Below are 18,656 nucleotides of genomic sequence, written 5' to 3' on the forward strand. Positions count from 1 at the left end.
CTCATGAGCAAGAATACCTTCACCATGCCCCTCGGGCCCGTGCATGTGGCCCTGGAGGAGCCGGTCTACTTCCGCCTTGAGGTGGAGGGCGAGACCATCCGCAATGTGGACCTCACCTCCGGCCATGTGCATCGCGGCATGGAGGCGCTGGCCCAGCAGCGCAACCTCGTCAAGAACGTCACCCTCACCGAGCGCGTGTGCTCGCTGTGCTCCAACAGCCACTCCTTCACCTACTGCATGGCCGTGGAGAACGCGCTCGGCATGAGCATCCCGCCCAGGGCGCGCTATCTGCGCGTGCTCGCCGAAGAGATCAAGCGCGTGGCCTCGCACCTTTTCAACACGGCCATCCAGGCGCACATCATCGGCTTCAAGTCGCTCTTCATGCACGTCATGGAAGTGCGCGAGATCATCCAGGACGTGAAGGAGACGGTCTACGGCAACCGCATGAACCTCGCCTCCAACTGCCTCGGCGGCGTCAAGTGCGACGTGGACCCGAAGCTGCTCGAATACATCCTCTCGCAGATTGGCAAGATGGAGCCGCAGGTGGAGGAGATCCGCGACATCTACAACACCAACCACAATGTGGTCACGCGCACCAAGGGCATTGGCCTCCTCCCCAAGGAGGACGCCATCCGCCTCGGCGTGGTCGGCCCGGTGGCGCGCGGCTCCGGCGTCATGAACGACGTGCGCAAGGAATCCCCCTACGCCGCCTACCCTGAGCTGGAGTTCAAGTCCATCATCAAGGACGGCTGCGATGTGCACACCCGCACCCAGGTGCGCCTCGACGAGATCTTCGAGTCGTTCGGGCTCATCCGCCAGTGCTGCGAGCGCATGCCCGAGGGCCCTGTCACCTGCGCCATGAAGCCCATCCCGGTGACGCAGGCCACGGCCCGCAGCGAGGCGCCGCGCGGCGAGGTGTTCTACTACATCCGCACCAACGGCTCGGAAACGCCCGAACGCCTCAAGTGGCGCGTGCCCTCCTACATGAACTGGGAGTCGCTGGGCGTCATGATGCGCGACTGCGCCGTGGCCGACGTGGCGCTCATCACCAACAGCATCGACCCCTGCGTGTCCTGCACGGAGCGCTAGGGCATATGGCTATTCCGGCGCGTCGTCCCGTGGTCACGCAGGCCAGCGCGGGCCACGGGGCGCACGCCCCGACAAGCGGGCGGCGCGCCCGTGCATGAGGCGAGCCTTGTCCAGGGCCTGCTCGGCTTGGCCCTGAAGTCGGTTGCGGAGCACAATGCCGCCCACCCGGAGCGGCGCATCGCCCGCATCGAGGAGCTGGTCTGCGAGATGGGCCTCATCGCCTGTGTGGAGCCCCGCACGCTCGAGGCCTGTTTTGAGCTTTTCGCCGAGGGCACGGAGGCCGAGGGGGCCAAACTGACCCTCACCACCGCGCCCCTGGCCTGCCGCTGCGAAGACTGCGGCCATGCTTTTGAACTGCGGCAACGCCACTTCGTCTGCCCCGAGTGCGGCGGCGAAAACATCCATTTCAGCGGCGGGCACGGGCTGACGCTCCAGTCCCTGCGCGTCGATACCGAGGAAGCGCACCATGATTGAACACATCCGCGTCACTCCCGAAAAATGCCGCGCGTGCCGCCGTTGCGAGGTGGCCTGCATCGCCGCCCACCACAACATGAGCTTCAAGGAGGCCATGAAGCACCGCGACACGCTCGTGGCGCGCGTGCAGGTGATCAAGGCGGAAGGGCTCAAGACCACGGTGCGCTGCCACCAGTGCCAGCCCGCGCCCTGCTGCAACGTGTGCCCCACGGGCGCGCTCCAGCAGGAGGAGGACGGCCGCATCCTCTTCAATGAAGAACTGTGCATCGCCTGCCAGATGTGCATCAAGTCCTGCCCGTACGGCACCATTTCCATGGACGCCGCGGCCCAGGAAGTGCCCGCCGCCGAGGGCGAGGAGGCCCCGGCCCTGGTGGCGCCCGGGCGCGAGGTGGCCGTGCGCTGCGACATGTGCCACGCCTGGCGCATCGAGAACGGCAAGAAGATCACGGCCTGCATGGAGGCCTGTCCCGTGCAGGCGCTCTCCATGGTGATGCCGGACGGCACCATCGTTGAGCCGCCCATGCCGGAAAAGAAGGCCGTGAGCGCCAAAAAGGAAGGCGAGACCGTGGAGGCCAAGCCGGCTGCCGCCAAGGCCGCGGCGGAAACCCAGGCCCAGGCCTGACGCCAGGCCCCAATCGGTATCCAGAGGAAATACGATTTAAAAACTGATTTAAACGCACCACTGATATTCTTGAAAAAGTCCGGTTGTCAGCTTGGCAATCGGACTTTTTCAAGAGCGTCAGGCGTCGTTGTGGCTGGGAATGGGTTGTTTATTGATGTCTATCCCGCTGACAACCGAGGATGCGTAAATGGTATGGGTGATTTTTGCGGTTTTCGTTGCCGCATTGTCTGCGTATGCGTTTTATCTGCGCAAGCAAGGATAGATTTTTGAATGGGCGGATATGTATACATTATGAGCAACGAGGCAATGCTAGGTATATATAAAATTGGATGTACATCTCGAACACCTTGGAAACGAGCAGAAGAATTATATACTACTGGAGTGCCAAAGACCTTCATTATAGAGTATTGTATTTATATTGATGATTATCAAGGCCTTGAGAGGCTTACACATAATAGATTATATAAATATAATTTTAATAAGGAATTTTTTAAACTTGATTTAAAAAATTGTATATTAGAATTAAAACATGCTGCGATTAGCATATCTTCATATAAAGAGAAATATCGTAATCAGCATTTGAGGTCACAAGTCGAAGGCAGGGAAGCTATATATTTACGAGAAAAGGAGGCTGAAGAGCGTAAAAGAAATGAGGAATTGGCAGCGCAAGAAGCAAGAAAACTTAGAGAGAAAAGAGTACGGGAGATACTAAAAAAACGCGAAGATGAAAATAAACAAGTAGGTTGTTTAGCTTTTTTTGTATGCTGTGGAATAGGTATTCCACTATCTTTGGGATTAGGGAATCTATGGGCTGGCGCGTTTAGTTTAGGACTAGGAATTTTTTTGTATTTCATAATAGTTACATACAGCAAATAATGACCTAAAAGTATTATTAATTTTTATATTTGCTCAGTGTGAATCTTCCCAATAAGATACCAAAAGGGCGCGCCCCCATACGTGGGCGCGCCTCTGTGTATTAAATCCGTTAGCTGCCTACTGCGCCGCGTGGTTCTCCTCGCTGCCGCCCTCGCCGGCGGCATGGGCGCGCAGGGAGGCCCAGAGCGGCTGGGCCGTGGCCCTGCCGGAGAAAATCTCTTCCGGCGTGGCGGCCAGCGCCTGGGGCAGCACCTCGTCCACATGTTCCACGAACACGAGCTCCAGGTCGCGCAGCACCTCGTCCGGCACTTCCTTGAGGTCTTTTTCATTGTCCGCAGGCATGATGACCTTCTTGATGCCGCTGCGGCGCGCGGCCAAAAGCTTCTCGCGCAGGCCGCCGATGGGCAGCACGCGGCCGCGCAGCGAGATCTCGCCGGTCATGGCAACGTCATTGCGCACCGGGATGCCGAGCAAGGCCGAAGTGATGGACGTGGCGAGCGTGATGCCGGCCGAGGGGCCGTCCTTGGGCGTGGCGCCTGCCGGCACATGCACGTGGATGTCCACCTTGCGGTGAAAGCGCGGTTCGAGGCCGAGGCTTTCCGCGCGCGAGCGCACATAGGAGAGCGCGGCCTTGGCCGACTCCTGCATGACCTCGCCGAGCTGACCGGTGGTCACCACCTGGCCCGAACCGCTCATGAGGCTCGTCTCCACCAGCAATATCTCGCCGCCGCGCTGGTTGTAGGCCAGGCCCGCGCACACGCCCACCTGGGGTTCCGCCTCGCGCTCCTCGTGGCGGTATTTCTTCACGCCGAGCAGGGAGGGTAGGCTCTGGGTCGAAACCTGCACCGTGCGCTCAAGGTCGTTCTCCTCCACGAGGCGGATGGCCGTCTTGCGGCAGAGGGCAGCAATCTCGCGCTCGAGGTTGCGCACGCCGGCCTCGCGCGTGTAGCCGCGGATGATCTCCATGAGCGCGTTTTCCGACACGCGCAGGTTTTCCGGCTTCAGGCCGTGCTCCTCCAGCTGGCGCGGAATGAGGAACTGGCGCGCGATGTGGCGCTTTTCCGTCTCAAGGTAGCTTGAGAGCTCAATGATCTCCATCCTGTCCAGCAGCGGCCCGGGGATGCCGTGCAGCGAGTTGGCCGTGGTGATAAAGAATATCTTGGAGAGGTCGTACTCCAGGTCGAGGTAATGGTCCATGAAGGTGTTGTTCTGCTCCGGGTCCAGCACCTCCAGCAGGGCCGCGGCCGGGTCGCCCCGGTAATCCGAGGTGAGCTTGTCCACCTCGTCGAGGCAGAAGAGCGGGTTATTGTATTTCACCCGCTTGAGGGACTGGATGATCTTGCCGGGAAGCGCGCCCACGTAGGTGCGCCGGTGGCCGCGGATCTCCGCCTCGTCGCGCACGCCGCCCAGGGAGAGTCGCACGAAGTCNCGCCCNGTGGCCCNNGCCACGGACNTGGCGAGCGAGGTCTTGCCCACGCCGGGGGGGCCNACGAAGCAGAGGATGGGNCCCTTGAGNCCGTGCGAGAGCTTCTGNACGGCGAGNTATTCGAGGATGCGCTCCTTGGGGCGCTCAAGCCCGTAGTGGTCGCCGTCGAGGATGGCGCGGGCCTTCTCGATGTCGATGTCGATCTGCTTCAGGTCGTTCCAGGGCAGGTCGAGGATCCAGTCCACATAGTTGCGCACCACCGTGTATTCGGCGGCGGCCGGCGGCATGGAGCGCAGCTTCTTCACCTCGGCGAGGGCCTTTTCNCGCGCCTCCTCGGGCATGTCGCGGGCCTTGAGGCGCTCTTCCAGCTCGGCCACCTCGGCCTGCGGGTCGTCCTCGCGGCCCATCTCCTTGTTGATGGCCTTGATCTGCTCGGTGAGGTAGTATTCGCGCTGGTTGCGCTCCATCTGCACCTTGACGCGGTTCTTGATGCGCTTTTCCACCGTGGAGAGCGCCACCTCGCCCTGAAGGTACTCGTAGGCCCGCTCGAGGCGCTGGGTCACGTCGGANAGCTCCAGCACCTCCTGCTTCTTGCGGTANTCCAGCTTGAGCTGNGGCATNACCGCGTCGGCGAGGGGGCCGGGCTCCTGCAGGGCCANCATGGCGAGGATGGCCTCCTGCGAGATCTTCTTGTTGTTCTTGCCGTATTCCTCCAGCGCCTCGTGGACGGCGCGCACCAGNGCCTCCTTTTCCTCGGGGCGGCTCTGGCTTTCGGGCACGCGNCGCACNAAGGCCACGGAATACTGGCCGCGCTCGCGCAGCTCCTGCCAGGTGGCGCGGTAGAGCCCCTCGAAGAGCACCTTGATGGTGCCGTCGGGCAGGCGCAGNATCTGGAGNATCTTGCTCACCACGCCCACNGGNGAGAGGTCNCCGGCGTCCGGCTTTTCCAGGCCGGCCTCGCGCTGGGCCACGAGGAAGATCTGCTTGCTGTAGGTGGCGTGCGCGGCCTCGATGGCCTTGATGGAAGCCTCCCGGCCCACGAAGAGGGGCATGATGGACCGCGGGAACATGACCACTTCCCGCAGGGGCATGACCGGCAGTTCCTCGATGGCGCTTCCGCGCGCTTCATCCGACATGGNGTTCTCCATTATGGCAGGGCCGAAGCGGTCAGGAGGCGTCCCTGGCGCCTTCGATGGCGCGGGGNTCGCCGTTTTCGCCATAGAGCAGGACAGGCTCCTTGCCCTTCTCGATGACCGCCCGGTTGATGACGCANTCCCGCACATTGGGCAGNGAGGGCAGCCGGTACATGATGTCCAGCATGATCTTTTCCATCACGTTGCGCAGGCCGCGCGCGCCGGTCTTGCGCTCGATGGCGCGCTTGGCGATGGCCTTGAGCGCNTTGGNCGTGAAGCGCAGGTTCACGTTGTCGAGNCCAAAGAGCTTCTGGTACTGGCGCACCAGCGCNTTTTTGGGCTCGGTGAGGATGCGCACGAGGTCCGGCTCGTCCAGNTCGTCCACATGGGTGATGATGGGGATGCGGCCCACAAATTCGGGGATGAGGCCGAACTTGACGAGNTCCTGCGGATGGATNTTTTCCAGGAGNTCCGAAAGNGGCATCTCCTTGGTCGAGCGCACCTTGGCGCCAAAGCCCATGGANGCGCCCTGCACGCGCGATTCCACNATCTTGTCGAGNCCCACNAANGCNCCGCCCACGATGAACAGGATATTGCTCGTGTCCATGCGGATGAATTCCTGCTGCGGNTGCTTGCGGCCGCCCTTGGGCGGGATGTTGGCCTCGGTGCCCTCGATGATCTTCANCAGGGCCTGCTGCACGCCCTCGCCGGACACGTCGCGCGTGATGGAGGGGCCGTCGCCCTTGCGCGAGATCTTGTCGATCTCGTCNATATAGATGATNCCCTTGCTCGCGGCCTCGANGTCGTANTCCGCGTTCTGGAGGAGCTGGACNAGGATNTTTTCCACATCCTCGCCCACATAGCCCGCCTCGGTGAGNGTGGTGGCGTCGGCTATGGCGAAGGGCACGCGCANGANGCGCGCNAGCGTCTTGGCGAGCAGGGTCTTGCCGCTGCCCGAGGGGCCCACGAGGAGGATATTGCTTTTCTCAAGCTCCACGTCCTGCCCCAGGGCCTCGGCGCAGAACACGCGNTTGTANTGGTTGTGCACGGCCACGGCGAGNATCTTCTTGGCCTCGTCCTGGCCGATGACNTANTCGTCGAGGCGCNCCTTGATTTCCTGCGGCGTGAGCAGGCGCTCCTCGCTGTCCGCGCTCTCCATCCTGTCGCGGGCGATGATCTCGCCGCAGGCCTTGACGCAGTTGTCGCAGATGCTGGCGCCGTCCTGGACGATGAGGTTGCGCACCTCCAGNTCGCTGCGCCCGCAGAAGGAGCAGCGCANNGGCTCGTTGACCGGGTTTTTCGTACTCATGCCTTGNTGTCCTTGGCAGCGTCGCGGCGGGAGACCAGGACCTTGTCGATGATGCCNAAGTCCCTGGCTTCCTCCGGGGTCAAAAAGTTGTCCCGCTCCGTGGCCTGCACGACCTCCTCATAGGGNCGGCCNGTATTNTCGGCGAGGATGCGGTTGAGCTTTTCCTTGAGGCGCAGGATCTCGCGGGCGTGGATCTCCACATCCGTGGCCTGCCCGCGAAAGCCGCCCGAAGGCTGGTGGATCATCACCTGGCTGTTGGGGAGTGCAAATCGCATGCCGGGCTCGCCCGCGGCNAGNAGGAAGGCGCCCATGCTCGCGGCGAGGCCCATGCACACCGTGGANACCGGCGCCGTGATATAGCGCATGGTGTCATAAATGGCGAGGCCGGCCGTCACCGAGCCGCCGGGNGAATTGATGTANAGGCTGATCTCCTTTTCCGGGTCCTGCGATTCNAGGAAGAGCAGCTGGGCGCAGATGAGNGANGCCACGGTGTCGTTGACCTCGGTGCCNAGNAGCACGATGCGGTCCTTGAGCAGNCGGGAATAAATNTCATAGGCGCGNTCNGANCGGCCTGTGGTTTCNATGACCATGGGNATGAGCGACATGGCATGCCTCTTNNTGTCTGCGGCCGGAGGCTTCCGGNCGCGCTGGGGGCTTGGNGAAAGGGNNNCGCGGCCCGGAAACACAGGCTGCGCACCGAAACAAGGCGTGGCGCCCGGGGGCGTCGGGGAATCACTCGGCGGCAGGGGCGTCAGCGGCTTTTTCGGCAGCCGCCGGGGCCTCGGGAGCGTCCGCGGGGGCCTTGTCGGCAGCCTTGGCGCCAGCCGCACTATCGGCCGCGGGCACTTCCTTCACCTTGGCCTTGGCGTAGATGCGGTCCATGGCCTTGTCGGCCAGGAGGCGGTCACGCAGAAGGAAGATGAGGCCGCTGCGCTCGTACTCCTGCTGGAGCGTCTTGAAATCCTGCCCGCTGCGGAGGCTGTTCTGGTAGATTTGCGCGAGCACTTCCTGGTCGCTGACCTCAAGGCCCTCCTTCTTGGCGATGGCGAGGAGCAGCACAAGGCTGCGCGTGGCCTCCTCGGCCTGGGGCAGAAGCTCCTTGCGCAGTTCCTCCTCGCTTTTGCCGAGCGAGTCCAGGCGCTTGCCCTGGCGCTCGAGGCGCACGGCGAGGTCGGTCATGAGGGTGCGCATGTCGGCCTCGAGCATGGCCTCGGGCAGGGGGAAGTCCACCATCCTGAGCAGGCTGTCGAGGAGCTTTTTCTGCGCCGCGCCCTTGTGCAGCCGCTCGCGCGTCTTGACATAGCTGTCGGTGATGGCGGCCTTGAGCTTTTCCACGTTCTCCTGGCCCATCTGCTTGGCAAGCTCGTCGTCCAGCGCCGGGAGCTGGCGCTCCTTGACGGCATGCACCTTGACCTTCATGGTCACGGTCTTGCCGGCGAGGTCATGGGCCACGAAATCCGCGGGGAAGGTGATCTCGGCCTCGCCCTCTTCGCCCGGGCGGATGGTCTTGACCAGGGCCTCGAAATCTTCCAGCGCCTCGCGCTCGCCCAGGGCGAGGTCAAAACCCTCGGCCTTGACGCCGGGCACGGGCGCGCCGTTCTCGAAGGCCTCGAAGTCGATATTGGCGATCTGGCCGTCCACGGCCGGCGCCGTGCCGTCCACGGGCACCAGCTTCGAGCGGTCGCGGCGGATGCGCTCGATGACTTCCGTCACCTCGGCGTCGTCCACGCCCACGGCCTCCTGCTCCACCTCAAGGCCCTCGTAGGGCGGCAGCTCAAAGGTGGGGAGGACTTCAAACTCCATGGTGTAGGCATAGCCCTTGCCGCGCTCCAGCGGGGCCTCGGCACCGTTGACAGTGATGCCCGAAACCGGCTGCACGCCGAGCTTCTGCATCACCTCGTTGATATGCACGTTGATGAGATCCTGCCGGGCCTCGTCATAGATGCGGTCGTGGAAACGCTGTTCCACCACGGAAGGGGGGACCTTGCCTTTGCGAAAGCCGTCCATTTGTACGGAATCCCTGTACAGGGCCACAGCGCCGAGAATGGCGGCCTCCGCCTCCTGCGGCTCGATGGTGATGCTCACCTTTTTCTTGACCGGGGAAATGTCTTCGACGCTGTATTCCACAAGGGGCTCCTTTGGTTTCTGGCCGGTGTCGGCAGTGGTGCGAAGGGGGGGACTTGAACCCCCATGCCCGAAGGCGCTGGATTCTAAGTCCAGTGCGTCTGCCAGTTCCGCCACCCTCGCAAATCGGGGAAATCTAGCATGGACACGACAAGCCCGCAAGCCGCGCGGCCCGGGCGTGGCCGGGCATGGCCGCGCTTTCCGGCCGCTATCAATATAAGGCCGAAGGGCGTAAAGGCAAGCGCGGGGCCTTGGGAACGGGAAGGGCTGCCGGCCAGCGAATGGTCGCTGCACGACGGGGAAATTTAAGGAGAAGGACAAAAAGAAAGGGGGCCGTGCGGCCCCCGAAAGTGTCGGTTGCATGAGCCCGCAGGGCGGGCCTGCGCTATGCGGCGGGCTTGGCCTCCGCGGGGGCGGTCGCCGTGCGCGAGAACTCGATGATGGCCATGGGCGCATTGTCGCCCTTGCGGCGCGTGGCCAGCTTGAGCACGCGCGTATAGCCGCCGGGCACCTCCGCGAAGATGGGGCCCACCTCGTCNAACAGGTGCTTGACNAGGGCGTGGTCGTTGAGCACNCGGTAGGCCAGGCGGCGCGCGTGCAGGTCATTGCGCTTGGCAAGGGTGATGAGCGGNTCCACGACGCGGCGCAGNTCCTTGGCCTTCATCTCGGTGGTGCGGATNTTGCCATGAATGAGCAGCGCCTTGGCGAGATTCTGCAACATGGCCTTGCGGTGCGAGGGCGTCCGCGANAATTTTCTGCCGGAATTGCTATGCCTCATTTTGCTGCTTCCTTTTCCATTCCTGGTACTTCTTGTCGAAGCCGTCCACCTTCATGCCGAAATCAAGCCCCATGTCCAGNAGGACGCTCTTGATCTCGTCCAGGGATTTACGGCCAAAGTTCTTGGTCTTGAGCATCTCGCTCTCGGAGCGCTGCACGAGCTCNCCCACGGTGGCNATATTGGCGCTGCGCAGGCAGTTGGTGGCNCGCACGGAGAGCTCNAGGTCNTCGATGCTCTTGAAGAGATGCTCGTTGAGCTCGCTGTTGTCGCCCACGCCNAGGTGCATGTCGCCCGAGACGCGCTCGTCAAAGTTGATGAAGACCGAGATCTGGTCCTTGATGATCTTGGCGCTGTAGGCNACGGCGTCCTCGGGCGTGAGCGAGCCGTCCGTCCAGACCTCGAGGATGAGCTTGTCNTAGTTGGTCATCTGGCCNACGCGCGCCTGCTCCACCGTGTAGGCCACCTTGCGCACGGGCGAGAAGCTNGAGTCCAGCTTGATGAGGCCGATCTCCTCGGCGAGGCCGTCGTGCATGTCGGCGGGCACATAGCCCTTGCCCATGCGGGCCTCNAGCTCCATTTCCAGCGGGATGTCCTCGGTGAGGGTGGCGATGTGCAGGTCAGGGTTCAGCACTTCCACATGCTGNTTGGCCTGNATCATGGCCGCGGTGACATTGCCCTTCTTGTCGGCGCGCAGGGTGAGGCGCTGGGGCTCGTCCGTATCCATGCGCAGGCGCACCTGCTTCANGTTGAGCACCACGTCGGTCACNTCTTCCAGAACGCCGTGGATGGTGGTGAACTCGTGCTGCACNCCGTTGATGCGCACGGCCACGAAGGCCGCNCCCTGAAGCGACGACAGGAGCACGCGGCGCATGGCATTGCCGATGGTGGTGCCNTAGCCGCGNTCCAGCGGNTCGCANATGAANTTNGCGTANGTGNCGCTTGCGTTTTCCTCATCNCGCAGNATCTGCTCGGGCTTGACGAGCTCCGACCANTTGCGGGCGTTGATGAGGCGTTCGCCCTGTTTGATAAGCATGNGGCCCCCGGCTTATTTCGAATAAAGTTCGACGATGAGCTGCTCGTTGACGGGGAACTGGATATCGTCACGCTGCGGGAGCGCCTTGACCGTCCCCTTGAAGGCNGCGCCGTCNGCCTCGAGCCANGCGGGGCAGCCNCGGCGCGCCACGGCCTCCTGGGCGACGGCCAGCGCGGGGATCTTGCGGTTCTTTTCCGGCACCTCGATGACATCGCCCACGCGCACCTGCAGCGANGGGATGTTCACCTTGCGGCCGTTGAGCGTGAACAGCCCGTGGCGCACCATCTGCCGGGCCTGGTCGCGNGAGCTNGCGAAGCCCAGNCGGTAGACCACNTTGTCGAGCCGGCGCTCGAGCGTGACNAGCANGTTGGTGCCGGTGACGCCGCGGTGCATCTCGGCCTTTTCAAAATAGCCGCGGAACTGGCGCTCNAGCACGCCGTAGGCGCGCCGCGTCTTCTGCTTTTCGCGCANCTGGACGGCATATTCGCTGACCTTCTTGCGCGCGCGGCCGTGCTGGCCGGGGGCNTAGGGGCGGCGCTCATAGGCGCACTTGTCGGTGAAGCAGCGGTCGCCCTTNAGGAANAGCTTGCAGCCCTCGCGGCGGCAGAGACGGCATTTGGCTTCCGTATATTTGGCCATGGATAGTTCCTCTTCGTTGGTTCGGCGCGGTGNAGCTCCGCGAAACTACACGCGCCGNCGCTTGGGCGGACGGCAGCCGTTGTGCGGGATGGGCGTGACATCACGGATGAAGGCNACGCGGAAGCCGGCGGCGGCGATGGCGCGCATGGCGGCCTCACGGCCGGANCCCGGGCCCTTCACATAGACNCCCACGGTGCGCATGCCGTTTTCCTGCGCCTTGCGGGCGGCAGTTTCCGCGGCCACCTGGGCGGCGAAGGGGGTGGACTTGCGCGAGCCCTTGAAGCCGCTCTGCCCGGCCGACGCCCAGGAAATGGCGTTGCCGCGCGTGTCCGTGAAGGTGATGATGGTATTGTTGAACGAGGCCTGNATGTGGGCGATGCCCAGAGGCACGTTCTTCCTTTCCTTTTTCTTGACCGCTTTCTTGGGTCTTGCCATGACTGTCCCTCAAGTTGGCTGGATGGAGGAGCCGATTACTTTTTCTTGCCCACGGCGCCGCGGCGCGGCCCCTTGCGCGTGCGCGCATTGGTNTGNGTGCGCTGCCCGTGNACGGGNAGCCCGCGNCGNTGCCGCAGGCCGCGATAGCAGCCGATGTCCATAAGCCGCTTGATATTGCCCGAAACCTCGCGGCGCAGGTCGCCTTCCACCTTGTAGTGCTGCTCGAGNTCCTTGCGGATCTCGTTGACCTCNTCGGCGGAGAGATCGTCAATATTGCGCTCCCAGTTGACCCCGGTGGTGTCCAGGATCTTCAGGGCAGTGGTACGGCCNATNCCGTAGATNTAGGTAAGCGCAATGTCCACCCTTTTGCCGCGCGGCAAATCAACACCTGCTATTCTCGCCACAATCGTTCTCCTGCCCTAGCCCTGGCGCTGCTTGTGCCGGGGGTTTTCGCAGATGACTCGAAGCACTCCCTTGCGCCGGATGACTTTGCACTTGGGGCATATTTTCTTGACGGACGGTCTGACTTTCATCTCGCTACTCCACATNNCGTNTGCCGNTTTCGCCGAAAAACGGGGCTCGCGCCAACGCNGCTTGNGNGCGCGCCGCNCCATATGTCTGGCAAGAACGGAAATCTTTAGCCGTGTTGNGCCAACTTGTCAAGCGGCAATGGTGTGCCGGTTGAGNCCCCTGTCGGAAATGCTCAGGATCTTCGGGCCGTCGGGCGTGATGGCNACGCTGTGCTCNAAATGCGCGGCCCATTTGCCGTCNTTGGTGACGGCCGTCCACTTGTCCTCGAGGATGTCCACCTCNTGNGTGCCGAGCGTCACCATGGGCTCGATGGCGATGACCATGCCGCTGTGCAGNGTGAGCCCGGGGCTCGCNGGCCGGAAATTGGGCACCTCGGGCTTCTCGTGCATNTTGGCGCCNACGCCGTGGCCCACGAAGCGGCGCACCACGCCGAGCCCGGCNGCCTCCACATGCTTCTGGATGGCNGCGCCGATGGCGTACACGTCATTGCCNGGNCGCGCCTGCTCGATGCCCACATANAGGCTTTCNTCGGTNACGCGCATGAGGCGCCGGGCCTCGTCGCTCACNCGNCCCACCGGNTAGGTGCGCGCCGCATCGCCCACNAAGCCNTCAAANACCACGCCCATGTCCACGCTCACGATGTCCCCCTCCTCAAGNGGCCNGTCGGANGGGAAGCCGTGTACCACCTGCTCGTTCACCGAGCAGCAGGTGGCGAAGGGATAGCCGCAATAGCCGAGGAAGGCGGGCTTGACCTTGTAGTCCGCGCACATGTCGCGCGCGAGNTCCTCNAACTGCNTNGTGGTCACGCCCGGGGCCACCANGTCGCCCACCGCGTCGAGGANATTGGCNACCATGCGGTTGGCNTCGCGCAGGCAGGCGATCTCGCGGTCGTTCTTGATATAGGCNCCNTGGTACTTTTTCATCGNCCCACCGCCGGCCCTAGGCCNNGCCGCTCCTGCGGGCCTTTTGCATCAGGCCCTGNTACTGGCTGGAGATCATGTGGGATTCCACCTGGTTCATGAAGTCCATGGCGACGCCCACCAGGATGAGCAGGCTCGTGCCGCCGAAATAGAACGGCACNTTGAANTTGCGGATGAGCAGCATGGGCATGAGGCACACGAGCGAGATNTACACCGCGCCCGANAGCGTGAGCCTNGAGAGCACGTTGTCGATATATTCCTGCGGTCTTTTCGCCGGGCCGGATGCCGGGGATGAAGCCGCCGGCCTTCTTCAGGTTCTCNGCCATNTCCTTGGGGTCGAAGATGATGGCCGTGTAGAAGTAGCAGAAGAAGAACATNAGCNCCACATAGAGCACNTTGTACATNAGNCCGTTGGGCGAGAAGAACTCNGCCGCGCGNCGCACATANTCATTGCCNGANAACTGGCCCACCGTGGCCGGGAAGAGCAANAGNGANGAGGCGAAGATGGGCGGGATGACGCCGGCNGTGTTGAGCCTGAGCGGCAGGTGCGAGCTCTGGCCGCCGAACATCTTGCGCCCCACCTGGCGCTTGGCGTAGCTGATGGGGATGCGCCGCTGCGCGCGCTCCACAAAGACGATGCAGACCGTGACCGCGGCCATGAACACCAGGATGACGATGGCCATGAAGATGCTCATGTCGCCGGCCTCGATGAGCGCGAAGGACTGGATGATGCCGCGCGGGATGCCNACCACGATGCCGCAGAAGATGATGAGCGAGATGCCGTTGCCGATGCCNCGCTCGGTGATCTGCTCGCCCAGCCACATGACGAGCACCGAGCCCGCCGTGAAGGTGATCATGGTGACGATGCGGAATTCCCAGCCGGGATGNAGCACCACCGGCGTGCCCGCCGGGCTCGTCATGTTCTCGAGGCCCACGGCGATGCCNAGGCCCTGCACCAGGGTGATGAGCACCGTGAGGTAACGGGTGTATTGCGTTATCTTGCGCCGGCCGGCCTGGCCCTCCTCGCGGGCCATGCGCTTGATGTCCGGGCTNACCACCTGCAANAGCTGCATGATGATGGACGCCGAGATGTACGGCATGACGCCGAGCGCGAANACGGAGACGTTGGACAGGCCGCCGCCGGAGAACATGTCNAAAAGGCTGAACAGCGTGCCGGCCATGCTGTCGAAGAAGGAGGCCAGGGCGGANGCGTTCACGCCGGGGATCGGCACATGGACGCCGATCCGGTAGCAGCACAGGATGAGGAAGGTCCAGCCCAGGCGTTTCGCCAGGGCCGGCTGGCCCGCCATCGTATTTGCCGTTCCCGTTGCCATGCAAGACTCGTTCTCGTTTGNGCTGCCCCGCCGGGGCGCGCGTGGAGCGGATGTNCNTTACNGTGAGCAAAAGCCGCGGGCGCCGCGGCCCGGCGCAGCCGAGCTGCCCACAGCTGCGCCGCGCCAGANGGGACAAGACGCGCAAGCGCATCACAGCCCCNGGGGGCCGTGATGCCGCAGCCTTGCGCGTCAGATCCCGAAACCCTGGCTATTTCGCTTCAACTTCTTCCGTAACTTCTTCCACCACTTCCGGGGCCTCGGTGAGCACTTCCACGAGAAGCTCGTTCACCTTGCCCCCGGCCTTCTGGATCTTCTCCACGGCGGCGCGGCTGAAGCGGTGGGCCTCGATNTTCATGGGCGCGGTGATGTCGCCGCGGGAGAGCACCTTGACGAGGGAGCCGCCCTTGACGAGCCNGCGCTCATAGATGTCTTCCAGCGTGATGTCNGTCTTGCCCGGGAAGGCCTCGGCCAGCGTGTCCAGGTTCACCACGTCNTAGCGNATCTTGAACAGGGCGTTCTTGAAGCCGTGCTTGGGGAGCCTGCGCTGGAGCGGCATCTGGCCGCCTTCAAAACCGGGGCGCACGCCGCCGCCGGANCGGGCGTTCTGGCCCTTGTGNCCNCGGCCNGAAGTGCCGCCGAGGCCGGANCCCTGGCCNCGGCCCACCCTGCGGCGCTGTTTGCGCTCTTCAGGAAAGGGATAGAGATCGTGCAGTTGCATAGTCTTCTCCTCGCGCGACCGCTATTCCACTACGGCCACAAGATGCGGAACCTTGGCGATGATGCCCCGGATGGCCGGGGTGTCCTTGAACGTCTTGACCATCTGCATGCGCTTCAGGCCAAGGGCGTCCAACATCCTGCGCTGGTGGGGCGTNGTGCCGATGCGCGAGCGCACAAGTTTGACTTTGATTTCGGCCATGGTCACTTCCTCGGGGCTTCGAGCTTCATGCCGCGCAGGTCGGAAACCTCGGCGGCGCTGCGCAGGGACTCAAGGCCCTGCATGGTGGCGCGCAGCACATTGTGGGGATTGTTGGTGCCGATGGCCTTGGCGAGCACGTCGCGCACGCCCACGGCCTCCATGACCGCGCGCACGGCGCCGCCCGCGATGATGCCCGTGCCTTCGCTTGCGGGCTTCAGCATGACGCGCCCGGCGCCGAAGCGGCCCAGCACCTCATAGGGCAGCGTGCCCTCCAGAAGGGGGATGCGCACGCGGTTCTTGCGGGCGCGCTCCGTGGCCTTGCGCAGGGCTTCGGGCACTTCCTGGGCCTTGCCGAGGCCGTAGCCCACGCCGCCCTTGCCGTCGCCCACGACCACGAGGGCGCTGAAGCTGAAGCGGCGGCCGCCCTTGACCACCTTGGCCACGCGGTTGAGGGAGACGATCTTTTCGATTTCGCCCAGCTCGTTCTGCTGGGTCTCGCTGTTGCTCGAGTTTTCCTGACGCATATCAGAACTCCAGGCCGCCTTCGCGGGCGCCGTCGGCCACGGCCTTGATGCGGCCGTGATAAATGTAGCCGTTGCGATCGAATACCACCTTGCTGATATTCTTTTCCTTGGCCAGGCGGGCGATCTCCTTGCCCACGCGCTCGGCNCCGGCCTTGTTGCAGTGCAGGCCGGGCTCGCTCTTGNCGAGGGCGAGCGTGGAGGCGGAGACAAGGGTCGCGCCGTCGAGGTCGTTCACGATCTGGGCGTAGATATGCATGTTCGACCGGAAGACCACAAGCCGGGGGCGTTCCGCCGTGCCGCGCACCTTTTTGCGGATGCGGATCTTGCGGCGCTGCCGGGATTCGTTCTTGCTTACGTTCATAGAGAGCCCCTACTTCTTGCCGCCGGACTTGCCCACCTTGCGGCGGATGGTCTCGGTCACGTACTTGATGCCCTTGCCCTTGTAGGGTTCGGGCTTGCGGATGCGGCGGATGCGGGCGGCAGTTTCGCCCACAAGCTCCTTGTCCACCCCGGAGAGGGTGAGCACCTGCCCCTCGACGGCGGCCTTGATGCCGTCGGGGAGATCCACGATGACAGGGTGCGAGTAGCCCACGGCGAGCTCCACCACATTGCCCTTGACGGCAACGCGGTAGCCCACGCCGATGACCTCCAGCGCCTTGGAAAAGCCCTTGGTCACGCCCTCGATGCAGTTGGCGAGCAGCGTGCGGCGAAGGCCGTGCTGGGCGCGGCTTTCGCGCGTNTCCTCGCGGCGNGTCAGGGTGACGTGGCCGTCGGCNAGCTCATANTTGAGCAGCGGGGANACGGGCGTCGAGAGCGTGCCCTTGGGCCCCTTCACTTCCACAACATCCGTCCCGATCTTGACCTCAACGCCGGCCGGNACGGGAACGGGCAATTTGCCTATGCGAGACATATGACACCGCCTACCAGATTTCGCACAGAAGTTCGCCGCCCACCTTCTTTTCCTGGGCGGTAGCGCCGTCCATGACACCGCTGGACGTGGAGAGAATGCAAATGCCNAGGCCGTTCTGCACCCTGGGAATCTGGCGCGAGTTCACATAGACACGCCGGCCGGGCGTGCTCACGCGCTTCAGGCCCGTGATGACGGGACGCCCCTTCAAGTACTTGAGGGTGATGGTGATGACGTCGCCGTCCACGGCCACATCTTCGACGTAACCTTCCTGCTTGAGGATGGCGGCGAGGGCCTCCTTCATCTTCGAGCGCGGCACATTCACTTCCTTGTGCAGGGCCAAATGTGCGTTGCGGATGCGCGTCAGCATATCCGCAATGGGATCTGTCAGCATCGAAAGCTCCTGAGGTTGTGTCCGCGGGGTTTGCGGCCCCATGCCGCCACTTCCCGCAGCGCGAAACGCGAAAGCTCCCGCCCGGAAAGGCTCGTCCGCCGGCTTACCAGCTGGACTTGCGCACCCCGGGGAGTTCGCCCTTGAGGGCCAGGTTGCGGAAGCAGATGCGGCAGACGCCGAACGGGCGCATGAAGGCGCGCGGGCGGCCGCAGAGCGGGCAGCGGTTATAGGCGCGGGCGCTGAACTTGGGCTTGCGCCGGGCCTTCACTTCCAGCGAGGTACGGGACATGGCATTCTCCTATTTGCGGAAGGGCATGCCCAGCTTGTCGAGGAGGAACTTGCCCTCCTTGTCGGTGTTGGCCGAGGTGACGATGGTGATGTTCATGCCCTTGGGGTTTTCCACGCGGTCGATCTCGAGCTCGGGGAAGATGGTGTGCTCCTTGACGCCGAGCGTGAAGTTGCCGCGCCCGTCAAAGCCGCGGTCCGGGATGCCGCGGAAGTCGCGCACCCGGGGCAGNGCAAAGTTCATGAGCTTGTCGAGGAAGTCCCACATGCGGTCCTTGCGCAGGGTGACGCGGGCGCCGATGGGCATGCCCTCGCGGAGCTTGAAGGCGGCGATGGACTTCTTGGCGCGCGTGATCACGGCCTTCTGGCCCGCGATGGCGGAGAGCTCGTCCACGGCCTCTTCCATGAGCTTGTTGTTCTGCGTGGCGGCGCCAAGGCCGATGTTCAGGGAGATCTTCTCGATCCCGGGAAGCTGCATGGGGGAGGTGTAATTGAACTCCTTCTGCAGCTCCGGGACCACCTTCTCCTGATATATCTTTTCAAGGCGTGTCATCGTTTCACCTTATTCCATGACTTCGTTGCACTTCTTGCAGAAGCGCACTTTCTTTTCCTTGCCCTCCACCTCGATGCGGCGGTAGCCGATGCGGGTGGGCTTGTGGCAGGCCGGGCACACCACCATGACATTGGAGATGGCGATGGGCATTTCCTTTTCCACGATGCCGCCGGGCTGCTGGGCATAGGGATTGGCGCGCATGTGCCGCTTGACGAGGTTGACCTTCTCCACAAGGACCTTGCCATGCTTGCGCAAAATCTTGAGCACCTTGCGCGGCACGTCCTTGTCGGCGTCCTTGCCGGTGATCACCATCACATTGTCGCCCTTGCGGATGCGAAACATATTCATGGCGGT

At 63.4% G+C, this 18,656-nt stretch carries 24 protein-coding genes, 1 tRNA gene and 1 pseudogene; 4 read left to right on the forward strand and 22 right to left on the reverse strand.

The features are described 5' to 3' along the window. Window positions 1–3 precede the first annotated feature (3 nt). The 4 genes from HDR50_RS01160 (at window position 4) to HDR50_RS01175 (ending at window position 3,061) form a co-directional block, all read left to right on the forward strand. Window positions 4–1,089 carry a nickel-dependent hydrogenase large subunit gene (locus HDR50_RS01160; RefSeq protein ID WP_291355223.1) on the forward strand — a complete coding sequence of 362 codons (1,086 nt, stop codon included), beginning with the start codon at window positions 4–6 and terminating at the stop codon, window positions 1,087–1,089. Between the two features lie 90 nt (window positions 1,090–1,179). Then, window positions 1,180–1,563: a hydrogenase maturation nickel metallochaperone HypA gene (locus tag HDR50_RS01165; RefSeq protein WP_291355225.1), complete on the forward strand. Its 384-nt coding sequence runs from the start codon at window positions 1,180–1,182 to the stop codon at window positions 1,561–1,563. Beyond that, the gene (locus HDR50_RS01170) at window positions 1,556–2,185 is read left to right on the forward strand and encodes a 4Fe-4S dicluster domain-containing protein (RefSeq protein ID WP_291355226.1); all 630 of its coding nucleotides are present in this window, start codon (window positions 1,556–1,558) and stop codon (window positions 2,183–2,185) included. The genes HDR50_RS01165 and HDR50_RS01170 overlap by 8 nt, the downstream gene beginning before the upstream one ends. Window positions 2,186–2,455: 270 nt before the next feature. Continuing rightward, window positions 2,456–3,061 (forward strand): GIY-YIG nuclease family protein, encoded by a 606-nt coding sequence (locus tag HDR50_RS01175; protein ID WP_291355228.1) that lies wholly within the window; start codon window positions 2,456–2,458, stop codon window positions 3,059–3,061. 117 nt (window positions 3,062–3,178) lie between these two features. Here the strand turns inward: HDR50_RS01175 and lon are convergent, their stop codons facing one another. The 22 genes and pseudogenes from lon to rplX form a co-directional block, all read right to left on the reverse strand. Next, entirely contained in the window at window positions 3,179–5,623 is a 2,445-nt protein-coding gene (gene lon / locus HDR50_RS01180) for an endopeptidase La (protein ID WP_291355230.1), read from the reverse strand. A gap of 31 nt (window positions 5,624–5,654) precedes the next feature. After that, complete coding sequence (clpX, locus tag HDR50_RS01185; RefSeq protein ID WP_291355232.1) at window positions 5,655–6,929, reverse strand: ATP-dependent Clp protease ATP-binding subunit ClpX; 1,275 nt, start codon at window positions 6,927–6,929, stop codon at window positions 5,655–5,657. Further along, complete coding sequence (locus tag HDR50_RS01190) at window positions 6,926–7,534, reverse strand: ATP-dependent Clp protease proteolytic subunit (RefSeq protein ID WP_291355234.1); 609 nt, start codon at window positions 7,532–7,534, stop codon at window positions 6,926–6,928. The genes clpX and HDR50_RS01190 overlap by 4 nt, the downstream gene beginning before the upstream one ends. A 127-nt stretch (window positions 7,535–7,661) precedes the next feature. After that, on the reverse strand, window positions 7,662–9,056 hold the full coding sequence (tig, locus tag HDR50_RS01195; RefSeq protein WP_291355236.1) for a trigger factor: 1,395 nt from the start codon (window positions 9,054–9,056) through the stop codon (window positions 7,662–7,664). A 35-nt stretch (window positions 9,057–9,091) separates the two neighbouring features. After that, window positions 9,092–9,176 (reverse strand) — tRNA-Leu (locus HDR50_RS01200). Between the two features lie 262 nt (window positions 9,177–9,438). Next, complete coding sequence (gene rplQ / locus HDR50_RS01205; protein ID WP_291355237.1) at window positions 9,439–9,831, reverse strand: 50S ribosomal protein L17; 393 nt, start codon at window positions 9,829–9,831, stop codon at window positions 9,439–9,441. Beyond that, window positions 9,821–10,864, reverse strand: coding sequence for a DNA-directed RNA polymerase subunit alpha (locus HDR50_RS01210; protein WP_291355239.1), 1,044 nt, complete (start codon window positions 10,862–10,864; stop codon window positions 9,821–9,823). The genes rplQ and HDR50_RS01210 overlap by 11 nt, the downstream gene beginning before the upstream one ends. A gap of 12 nt (window positions 10,865–10,876) precedes the next feature. Beyond that, window positions 10,877–11,503: a 30S ribosomal protein S4 gene (gene rpsD / locus HDR50_RS01215; protein ID WP_291355241.1), complete on the reverse strand. Its 627-nt coding sequence runs from the start codon at window positions 11,501–11,503 to the stop codon at window positions 10,877–10,879. A 45-nt stretch (window positions 11,504–11,548) separates the two neighbouring features. Further along, window positions 11,549–11,938, reverse strand: coding sequence for a 30S ribosomal protein S11 (gene rpsK / locus HDR50_RS01220; protein ID WP_291355243.1), 390 nt, complete (start codon window positions 11,936–11,938; stop codon window positions 11,549–11,551). 35 nt (window positions 11,939–11,973) lie between these two features. Next, window positions 11,974–12,342: a 30S ribosomal protein S13 gene (gene rpsM / locus HDR50_RS01225; RefSeq protein WP_291355245.1), complete on the reverse strand. Its 369-nt coding sequence runs from the start codon at window positions 12,340–12,342 to the stop codon at window positions 11,974–11,976. 15 nt (window positions 12,343–12,357) lie between these two features. Next, entirely contained in the window at window positions 12,358–12,471 is a 114-nt protein-coding gene (rpmJ, locus tag HDR50_RS01230; protein ID WP_005027799.1) for a 50S ribosomal protein L36, read from the reverse strand. 126 nt (window positions 12,472–12,597) lie between these two features. Then, window positions 12,598–13,392, reverse strand: a complete 795-nt coding sequence (map, locus tag HDR50_RS01235; protein WP_291355247.1) for a type I methionyl aminopeptidase — start codon at window positions 13,390–13,392, stop codon at window positions 12,598–12,600. Between the two features lie 16 nt (window positions 13,393–13,408). Next, a pseudogene (secY, locus tag HDR50_RS01240) lies at window positions 13,409–14,723 on the reverse strand (preprotein translocase subunit SecY). A gap of 208 nt (window positions 14,724–14,931) precedes the next feature. After that, window positions 14,932–15,441, reverse strand: coding sequence for a 50S ribosomal protein L15 (gene rplO / locus HDR50_RS01245; protein ID WP_291355249.1), 510 nt, complete (start codon window positions 15,439–15,441; stop codon window positions 14,932–14,934). 21 nt (window positions 15,442–15,462) lie between these two features. Beyond that, window positions 15,463–15,639 (reverse strand): 50S ribosomal protein L30, encoded by a 177-nt coding sequence (rpmD, locus tag HDR50_RS01250; RefSeq protein WP_291354876.1) that lies wholly within the window; start codon window positions 15,637–15,639, stop codon window positions 15,463–15,465. 2 nt (window positions 15,640–15,641) lie between these two features. Further along, window positions 15,642–16,163 (reverse strand): 30S ribosomal protein S5, encoded by a 522-nt coding sequence (gene rpsE, locus HDR50_RS01255; protein WP_291355251.1) that lies wholly within the window; start codon window positions 16,161–16,163, stop codon window positions 15,642–15,644. Between the two features lies 1 nt (window position 16,164). Further along, the gene (gene rplR / locus HDR50_RS01260; protein ID WP_291355253.1) at window positions 16,165–16,524 is read right to left on the reverse strand and encodes a 50S ribosomal protein L18; all 360 of its coding nucleotides are present in this window, start codon (window positions 16,522–16,524) and stop codon (window positions 16,165–16,167) included. Between the two features lie 9 nt (window positions 16,525–16,533). Further along, window positions 16,534–17,073, reverse strand: a complete 540-nt coding sequence (rplF, locus tag HDR50_RS01265) for a 50S ribosomal protein L6 (protein ID WP_291355255.1) — start codon at window positions 17,071–17,073, stop codon at window positions 16,534–16,536. 10 nt (window positions 17,074–17,083) lie between these two features. Beyond that, window positions 17,084–17,464, reverse strand: a complete 381-nt coding sequence (gene rpsH, locus HDR50_RS01270) for a 30S ribosomal protein S8 (protein ID WP_291355257.1) — start codon at window positions 17,462–17,464, stop codon at window positions 17,084–17,086. A gap of 103 nt (window positions 17,465–17,567) precedes the next feature. After that, a complete protein-coding gene (locus HDR50_RS01275) occupies window positions 17,568–17,753 on the reverse strand; it encodes a type Z 30S ribosomal protein S14 (RefSeq protein WP_165075598.1) in 186 nt (61 codons plus the stop codon). A gap of 9 nt (window positions 17,754–17,762) precedes the next feature. Beyond that, window positions 17,763–18,302, reverse strand: coding sequence for a 50S ribosomal protein L5 (rplE, locus tag HDR50_RS01280; protein ID WP_291355260.1), 540 nt, complete (start codon window positions 18,300–18,302; stop codon window positions 17,763–17,765). 9 nt (window positions 18,303–18,311) lie between these two features. Further along, window positions 18,312–18,650 carry a 50S ribosomal protein L24 gene (rplX, locus tag HDR50_RS01285; RefSeq protein ID WP_165075592.1) on the reverse strand — a complete coding sequence of 113 codons (339 nt, stop codon included), beginning with the start codon at window positions 18,648–18,650 and terminating at the stop codon, window positions 18,312–18,314. Window positions 18,651–18,656 lie beyond the last annotated feature (6 nt).

The organism is Desulfovibrio sp. (assembly GCF_014803725.1).
GTDB lineage: Bacteria > Desulfobacterota > Desulfovibrionia > Desulfovibrionales > Desulfovibrionaceae > Desulfovibrio.